General features: G+C 69.0%; 6 protein-coding genes. 3 read left to right on the forward strand and 3 right to left on the reverse strand.

Annotation, left to right across the window (positions count from 1 at the left end):
- Window positions 1-291: 291 nt before the first annotated feature.
- The gene (locus ACFQ36_RS19560) at window positions 292-765 is read right to left on the reverse strand and encodes a VOC family protein (RefSeq protein ID WP_377016672.1); all 474 of its coding nucleotides are present in this window, start codon (window positions 763-765) and stop codon (window positions 292-294) included.
- A 485-nt stretch (window positions 766-1,250) separates the two neighbouring features.
- Here ACFQ36_RS19560 and ACFQ36_RS19565 point away from each other — a divergent pair, with 485 nt between their 5' ends.
- Together ACFQ36_RS19565 and ACFQ36_RS19570 are read left to right on the forward strand one after the other, a co-directional pair.
- On the forward strand, window positions 1,251-2,180 hold the full coding sequence (locus ACFQ36_RS19565; protein ID WP_377016674.1) for a phosphodiesterase: 930 nt from the start codon (window positions 1,251-1,253) through the stop codon (window positions 2,178-2,180).
- Between the two features lie 128 nt (window positions 2,181-2,308).
- Window positions 2,309-2,713: a TraR/DksA family transcriptional regulator gene (locus ACFQ36_RS19570; protein WP_377016676.1), complete on the forward strand. Its 405-nt coding sequence runs from the start codon at window positions 2,309-2,311 to the stop codon at window positions 2,711-2,713.
- 27 nt (window positions 2,714-2,740) lie between these two features.
- On the opposite strand, the gene ACFQ36_RS19575 is transcribed toward ACFQ36_RS19570, so the two are convergent.
- On the reverse strand, window positions 2,741-4,324 hold the full coding sequence (locus ACFQ36_RS19575; protein WP_377016677.1) for a stealth conserved region 3 domain-containing protein: 1,584 nt from the start codon (window positions 4,322-4,324) through the stop codon (window positions 2,741-2,743).
- Window positions 4,325-4,884: 560 nt separating this feature from the next.
- On the opposite strand from ACFQ36_RS19575, the gene ACFQ36_RS19580 reads away from it, so the two are divergent.
- On the forward strand, window positions 4,885-6,105 hold the full coding sequence (locus ACFQ36_RS19580) for a hypothetical protein (RefSeq protein WP_377016679.1): 1,221 nt from the start codon (window positions 4,885-4,887) through the stop codon (window positions 6,103-6,105).
- Between the two features lie 8 nt (window positions 6,106-6,113).
- Here ACFQ36_RS19580 and ACFQ36_RS19585 read toward each other — a convergent pair.
- Window positions 6,114-6,739 (reverse strand): TOBE domain-containing protein (locus tag ACFQ36_RS19585; RefSeq protein ID WP_377016681.1); only part of this gene is annotated, 626 nt, incomplete at its 5' end.

Below are 6,739 nucleotides of genomic sequence, written 5' to 3' on the forward strand. Positions count from 1 at the left end.
GGTTCCGGCTCGGGCCCGGGCAGGGGATTGGGCATCGGGCCGGGCCGGGTCGGTTCGGGCCTGGGCGGCTGGCCGGGCTCGGGCTCGGGCGGGGGCGGTTCGCTGGGATCCGGATGGGGCTCCCACGGCGGCGGGGGAATGGTCACGGCAATGCACCTCGAACTGGGCTGGGGCTGGGCCGGCGGGGCCGTCCTGCACGGTGATGCGGCCAGAATACAACCGGCCTGCAGCCGCCACAATGGCAGCTGCAGGCCGGTGCTGCCGCACCGGCACGGGACCGGGGGCTGCCGCTCAGGCGGCCTCGAAGGCCTGCTGCAGGACGGCGATGTCCAGCTTCTTCATCTGCAGCATCGCCCGCATGGCGCGCCGGGACTTTGCCGTGTCGGGGCTGCCCAGCAGTTCCGGCAGGATGGTCGGAACCACCTGCCAGGACAGGCCGAACCTGTCCTTGACCCACCCGCACTGGCCCTCCTCGCCGTCCTCGGAGAGTGCTGCCCAGAACCGGTCCACCTCGTCCTGGTCCGCGCAGGGGATCTGGAAGGAGACCGCCTCGGTGAACTTGAACTGCGGCCCGCCGTTCAGGGCCACGTATTTCAGGCCGTCCAGCTCGAAGCTGACGGTCATGACGCGCCCCTCCGGGCCCGGGCCGTCAGGCCCGTAGCGGGTGACCTCGAGGATCCGGGAGTTTGGGAACAGCCCGGTATAGAACTCTGCCGCCTCTTCGGCCTCGGTATCGAACCACAGGCAGGGCGTGATGGTATTCATGCTGGCCGTCCTTGTGTCGGTGCTGTCTGTCTGCAGACCGCCGGACCTTTTCCCGAGCGGTCCCGGGGGCAGCCTAGCCCGGGTTGCCGGCCCGGGCAATCGGAGCCGGGCAGCCGGCCGGGGGTGAGCCCGACACCCATCCGCGATGCGCGAACCGGCGGCACGGTTGGCCCTGCCGCGGGTTCCCGACGGCGATCCGGCCGCGCTCGCGGGCGGATCGCCGCTTTGCTTCGGCACTGGAGGCCGGCGGGGCCGCGCTGGCGGTCCGGGATAACCGGCCGCCGCTGCGGTTCACCGGGACGCATTGAACCTTCAACCGCTCAGGCCCGGCGTTCCGGCCGGCGCCGCCGTCGTCGGTCCGCCCACGGATCTGCGACCAAATGAGGTGTCGAAGACATGCCGTGTTTGGGGAAATTTAAGCCCCCCGTACGATGGTTACGGTTTAGTAGAGGAAATCGCCATTTCCGCACCCCAGAAGGTTACAGATGGACACCATCCGGGCTGAGCACCCGCGACCAAACCATTTCATCCTGCACATCAGCGACACCCATCTGCTGGGCGGCGCCGAGCCCCTTTACGGGGTGGTGGACAGCACCGCCCGGCTCCGGCAGGTTTTCGACGATCTGGAAGCCTCGGGCGCCCGCCCCGAAGCCCTGGTCTTCACCGGGGACTTGGCGGACCGCGGCGAACCTGCGGCGTATGCCAAGCTGCGCCGGATCGTGGAGCCGGCGGCCGCACGGCTGGGCGCCCGGGTCATCTGGGCCATGGGCAACCACGACAACCGCGCGCATCTGCGCCGCGCCCTGCTGGGCCAAACGGCGGAGGCCGCAGCCAGCCAGGCTCCGCTGGACCAGGTCCACGACGTGAACGGCCTGCGCGTGATCGCCCTGGATTCGACCGTTCCCGGCTTCCACCACGGCGAACTGGCGGACGGGCAGCTGCGCTGGCTGGCCGCCCAGCTGGCGGAGCCAGCCCCGCACGGCACCATCCTGGCGCTGCACCACCCGCCGGTGCCCAGCGTGCAGGAACTGGCCGTGCTGGTGGAGCTGCGCGGACAGGCACGGCTGGAACGGGTGCTCCGGGGCACCGACGTTCGCGCCATCATCGCCGGACACCTGCACTATTCCACGACGGCGACCTTCGCCGGGATCCCGGTGTCGGTGGCCTCGGCCACCTGCTACACCCAGGATCTGGCCGGGCCGGCGGGAGCCACCGGCGGGCGGGACGGGGCGCAGGGCTACAACATGATCCATGTGTACGACGACACGGTGGTGCATTCGGTGGTGCCGCTGGGCGGCGGCACCCCGGTGGGCCGGCAGGTCTCCCACGAGGAGTCGCAGCGGCTGCTGGCGGCCGCCGGCGTCGTCATCCCGGAGGCCACCAATCCCGGCCGCTCCGCCGTCGCCACCCGCTGAGCGTTCAGCGGCTGCCGCTGTCCTTCGCAGCGCCTGGCGCCGGGGGACTTGCATCCGCAGGAACCGGCAGGTGCCGCCGTCGGCGTACGGGAGTAATCTGGCTTCACTGTAGTTAGAGGTGGTGCTCCATGAGCGAAGAGCCAACCGGTTCCGGAACCGTATCCGCCGAACCGCCGGAGGCCTTCTTCCGCCAGCTGCTGGAGGACAAGGCCGACGAGGCCCGCCGGCAGATCGTACGGCTGACGGCGGACATCCGGGAGGTGACGCTGGCCGGCCGGGACCTTCCCGCCGACAATGAGTACGACCCGGAAGGGTCCACGCTCAACCTCGAACGCGCCCGCGAGGAGGCGCTGCTGGCTAGCACCCAGAAGGAGCTCGCCGAAGTCCTCGAAGCCCTGCAACGGATGGAGCGCGGCACCTACGGGGTGTGCGAGCGCTGCGGCAACAAGATTCCCCGCGAGCGGCTGGAGGCCCGGCCGGAGGCGCGCTTCTGCATCACCTGCGCGAGCCTGCGGCGGCGGCAAGTGGCCTGAGCAGTCTCCGGCCGGTCGCGGAGCGACCTAGCCGGCGGCCGGTTTCTCCCAGGGCGCCGGGATGGGGAAGTACTTTTCCAGGAACGCCGTCACCACCTGCTGGCGCTCCTGCGCGCTGACCTCCGGGAAACTGCCGTCATTGAGGCAGAAGAAGTCCCGGTTGCGCTTCTTCAGCAGCCGCTTGAGCTCGTGCAGGCCGGAGTGCATTGTGGTGTCCACGTACTTCACCTTGGCGTCGACCTTGGTATCGGCCCGCCCGGTGAGCAGCGCATAGTAGTGGTACAGCGAGTTGGTGACCGAAATATTGTCCTTGGCGCGGAACCGGCTGGCGGCGGTGGCCTTGAACTCCTCGGCGAACTCCTGCTCCATCTCGAACAGCACGCTCTTGCGCAGCGGCGCGGCGCAGTGTTCGAGGTGGCGGGTGGTGATGCGGCCGAACCGTTCCCAGAGCAGCCGCCGGTTGACCCGGGCGGCGTTCTCGAAGCCGGAACGGTCCAGATGGTTGTCGCCCAGGCCGATCCGGGTGGATGCCTCAATGAACTTGGTGATGCCGCCGGGGGAGAAGAACATGTCCGGCCCCACCGGGCGGCCGAAGAACATGTCGTCGTTGGAGTAGAGGAAGTGTTCGCTCAGCCCGTCGATGTGCTGCAGCTGTGACTCCACCGCCTGGGAATTGAAGACCGGCAGCACCGAGGGGTCGCGGAAGTGCTCCTCGCTGCGGACCACCGTGATCTTCGGGTGCCCGGCATCCAGCCAGTCCGGGACCGGAGAGTCCGTGGCAATGAAAATGTGCCGGATCCAGGGCGCGAACATGTGCACGCTGCGCAGGGCGTATTTGAGCTCGTTGATCTGGCGGTAGCGGGCGTCCGCGTCGTCGCCCTCGCCCACGACGACGTTCTCCATGAAGCCGGCCCGGTACCGCTGGTACTCCGGATTGTTGCCGTCCACCCAGGAGAAGACGATGTCGATTTCGAACCCGATGTCGGCGGCATGGTCCGCGAACATGTTCTCGATGGTGGGCCAGTCCAGCCCGTAGCGGTGCACCGTGCCGCGGGTCGCCTCTCCGACCGGGATGGTTCGCCGGGTCAGCGAGTTCTCGATCGGCAGGTGGATCAGGTCCCCGTCCCATTTCCACAGTTCCAGCTGGACGCCGGCGCCGGCCCGGTACAGCAGGCCGCCGTCCGGCTCCAGCCGCGGGCGGTACAGGCGGAACATCCGGGGCGTGCTGCTTTCGGCCAGCTTGCCGTCCGCGACCAGCAGCGCGGTCTTCTTCTTGGCGTCCACCGTCATCGAGTAGAACGGCTCATTCCGGCACGCGGCCACCAGGGCCGCCTCCAGTTCGTTGCGCTGGCGCCAGTCGACGGCGATGACCGGCCGCGAATCGTTCCCGCGTACCAGCAGGTAGGCCAGCCCGGCGTCGTCGAGCACGCCGCGGATGAAGAGCAGGTCCTGCACCATCGCCTCGTGCGGGGTCAGCGTCCGGTTGACCAGGGCGTAGCGGCCCTTGAGCTGGACGACGTCGTCGCGGTCCTTGAACCGGGCGACGGCGGCTGCCGAGGTGACTTCGACGACGTCGGTGCCGTCGGCCGGCTCCGGGGCGCCGTAGTACACATCCTGCGGGACGACAGGGTTGCTGATGGGTTCCTCCTGGGCATGGGTCGCCGGACGGCATCGGATGACATCGAGTGGATGGACAAAATCCTAGCCGACCCGGTCCCGCCTCCGCCCGGTGCCCCGGCCGGGAGGGAAGGGCGTATTTGAAATTTTCGTTAAATATTGCCCTTTCCTGCCGATAACACCCGGTGAGAGGCACCTTCGGGGTTTTAGGGTGCCGGAGCAAGCCAATCACTTCACCTGGGGGAACATTGCCGTCTTCAATCCCGTCCGGGCCGCGCAGAGCGGGCCGGGTTGCTGCCATTGCCGCCGTCTCGTTTGCGTTGCTGGCCCCGGCCCTGCCCGTCCACGCCGCCGAGGCGTCGCCGTCGGCCGTACCGGCGCCGTCGTTCTCGCCGTCGGCTACTTCGTCACCCTCGACGTCCGCGTCGCCCTCGCCGTCGGTTACTTCATCGCCCTTGACGTCCGCGTCACCGTCGGCGTCACCGTCACCGTCGGTTACTTCGTCGCCCTTGACGTCCGCGTCACCCTCGCCGTCGGCGTCACCGTCTCCGTCGATGTCGCCGTCGCCGTCCGCCTCGCCGTCTCCGAAGCCCTCGCCGTCGACCAAACCGCAGCCGGCCGAACCGGCCCACGTCACCGCGGGCCGGAAGGCGATCGGGGCCAAGGCCAAGTCCCTGAAGCTCGTCTCCGCCGGCCGCCTCAACTGCACGCTGGCGCAGAAGGGCTGCGTGCGCAACTACAAGCCGTCGGCGCGCAGCAGCAAGCGCGTGGCGATCTACTGGACCGCGAAGACCGGCGCCCGTGCCGTGCACCTGAGCCATGCGGTCGGGAAGAAGTACCGGAATTCCGGCGGCCAGGCCGGCAGGCTCGGCTACCCCACCTCGGACCTGAAGACCGGGCTCAAGGCCAAGGGGGCGCTCCAGTCCTTCCAGAAGGGGCAAATCGCGTATTCACCGGCCACCGGCGCCGACATCCTCACCGGCCAGATCCTGGCCGAATGGAAGAAGCGCGGCGGCCGCAGCGGGAAGCTCGGCTACCCGCTGCAATCGGCCGCAAAGCGGGACTCCAAGACCACGCAGGTGTTCCAAGGCGGCAGCCTGGTGGCGCGCAAATCCGGTGCAACCTACTATCCGAAGAACGAGTGCTGGGCACTGGGAGCCGGTAAAACCCGCTACAAGCACGGCTACGCCAGCCGGGTCTCCTTCGCCATCGCGGAAAAATACGGAACCTACAAGGCCCGCTTCATCAACTGCAAGCGCATTGGCTCCATCTACGTGCAGGACTGGAAGACCTCGACGGCCACCGTGGGGCTCAAGGGCTTCAAGAAACCCGGGGTTCCTTCCGGCCACACCTCCAACCGGTGGTCGCCCCAGGGCAGCTACACCGTGACCGAGGCGTTCGGTGAGGGCAATCCCGGCACCGCGCTTTCCTACCGGACGCTGAATCCGCGCTCGCGCTGGAGCGGGACCCCGGGCAGCTCGTACAACAAGTATTACGAGGCCGCCTCGCCGTTCTTCGAGCGCTGGCCGGACGAGAACCTGTGGCAGATCATGCGCGGCGGGGACTACCGGCAGTCGGTGGTGATCAACTACAACCGCGGGCCGGGGCAGACGATCCGGCAGGGCGAGGGCTTCGCGATCTTCTTGCACGCCGATCCGGTGCCAACCTTCGGCTGCATTGCGCTGGAGCTGAAGAATGTGACGAAGTACCTGAAGACGGCCCGGAAGGGCGACCGGATCATCATGGGCGTGCGCAAGGACATCTTCAGGGCCTGAACCCGGGGTCAGGCGGGGAAGATGTCCACCGCGGTGGCCTTGACCGCAAAGTAGAGCGGCATCCCGGGCGCCACCTGAAGGTCCGCGGCCGCGGCGGCGGTAATGTCCGCATACAGCCCGCCCGCATGGATCCGGATGTGCCCGCCGTGCTGCTCCACGTCCGTGACCGTGACGGCGAAGGTGTTCCGCGGGCTGCCGTGGACCGGTTCGCGGAAGATCGCCACCTCGGCCGGGCGGAACACGGCGATGCCTGCCTGTCCGACGGCGGCGGCCGGGTCCGGCGTGCCGGTCACCGCGGCTCCTGCGGGGCCGAAGGCCCCGGCGGTGCCGTCGGCGGTGAGGACCCCGTCCCCGGTGATGGTCCCGGCGAGCAGGTTCAGCCCCGCCAGCCCGGCGGCGAAGCGGCTGCGGGGACGTTCCAGGATCCGGCGCACCGGCCCGTCCTCGGTGACGCGTCCGGCCTCGAGGATGACTGCCCGGTCGGCGAGCATCAGCGCATCCAGCACATCGTGGGTGACGATGATGGCGCGCCGGCCGGCCAGGACCCGCTTGAGCAGCCGGCGCAGCATGGGCGCGGCGTCGACGTCGAGGGCGGACACCGGCTCGTCCAGCAGCAGCAGCCGCGGCTCGGCCG

Source organism: Arthrobacter sp. GCM10027362 (genome assembly GCF_042679445.1).
Lineage (GTDB): Bacteria > Actinomycetota > Actinomycetes > Actinomycetales > Micrococcaceae > Crystallibacter.